Here is a 1,119-nt window from a genome sequence, read left to right on the forward strand (position 1 = left end):
CGCCCTGGGCCAGGGCCTTCTTGAACTCGGCGGCGGTGACGTAGCCGTCCCCGTCCACGTCGATACGCTCGAACGCCTTGCGTGCTTCCTCGATGTCCGCCACCGGACCCGCCCCTTCTGATGTGCCGTACTTGCCGAGGTCAGATTAGCTGCCGAGCTGAGCGCGCAGCGCGGCGACCACCCACGCGAACGCCTCCCGGTGCGTGGACAGCGGCTCGGCCCCCGTACGAGCGCCGGCAGTTCCCGGAAGCGGGCGACCTCGGCCCGGCTCGCCGACACCATGTGGTCCAGTACGGCGGCCCTGTCGGCGTCGCCGAGCACCTCGGCCAGGACCGTGGCGGCCTCCGGGGCGTCCGGCGCCAGACCCCGCTCCCGTGCGTGCCTCACCGGCCGGCTGCAGCAGCTCGGCGAGCTCGACCCAGGCGGCCACCTGCTCGGTCGTGGGGTCGTCGGGCAGGTCGGGCACGCCGAAACTCAGTCGGGTGCGGATGGTGCGCACCGGCAGTCCGGTGCTCCGGGAGAGCTGCCCGATGGTGAGCAGCCCGGTGCCGTCGTCGATCATGGGGTGGAGTCTGGGCCTTCCAGTGGGTGGAGACTCAAGAGACGGGCGAGGGAAGGGGAGGCGCGGTGGCAGGCACTCTGCGGGACATTCTCGACGCGGCGGCGCGAGGAGTCTTCCCGCCTCCCGACGGCGGTACGACGGTCGTGCCGCAGCACGCCCACCGGGACGCCGGGGTCATCGCCTTCACCGCGCACTCCGTCGTCTTCACCGACGAGGGGGAGGGCTGGGTGCGCGAAACGCTGGCCGCCGCCGACTGCGATCCGCTCGCGGCGACCATGAACCCGCGTTTCCTGGCCACGTTCATGGCACGTACGGGGCGTACGACGGACACGATCGACCTGCTGACGGTCGCCGCGCCGCTGTCCGGCCCGCCGCCGCTGAGGCTGACGGAACTCGACGATCCCGGCCATCCCCGGGTCGCCCGGGCCCGCGAGCGGCGGGACGACGTGCGGGTGTGGGCCGCCGACGGGGGCGTACTCGTCCTGGGGCGTGGGGTCGCGGGTCGGCCGGAGGCCGCGATCGAGGTGGCCGAGGGGGTACGGCACCGGGGGCTGGGG

At 73.5% G+C, this 1,119-nt stretch carries 3 protein-coding genes; 1 reads left to right on the forward strand and 2 read right to left on the reverse strand.

The window, feature by feature from the left end; translation table 11 throughout:
• Positions 1-103 (reverse strand): EF-hand domain-containing protein (locus tag AOK17_RS49710; RefSeq protein ID WP_245697908.1); only part of this gene is annotated, 103 nt, incomplete at its 3' end.
• A gap of 42 nt (positions 104-145) precedes the next feature.
• Entirely contained in the window at positions 146-562 is a 417-nt protein-coding gene (locus tag AOK17_RS47305) for a hypothetical protein (RefSeq protein ID WP_055618794.1), read from the reverse strand.
• Between the two features lie 65 nt (positions 563-627).
• On the opposite strand from AOK17_RS47305, the gene AOK17_RS47310 reads away from it, so the two are divergent.
• Positions 628-1,119 (forward strand): hypothetical protein (locus AOK17_RS47310; protein WP_055618795.1); only part of this gene is annotated, 492 nt, incomplete at its 3' end.

The sequence above is a fragment of the Streptomyces phaeochromogenes genome, assembly GCF_001418655.1.
Taxonomy (GTDB): Bacteria; Actinomycetota; Actinomycetes; order Streptomycetales; family Streptomycetaceae; genus Streptomyces; species Streptomyces phaeochromogenes.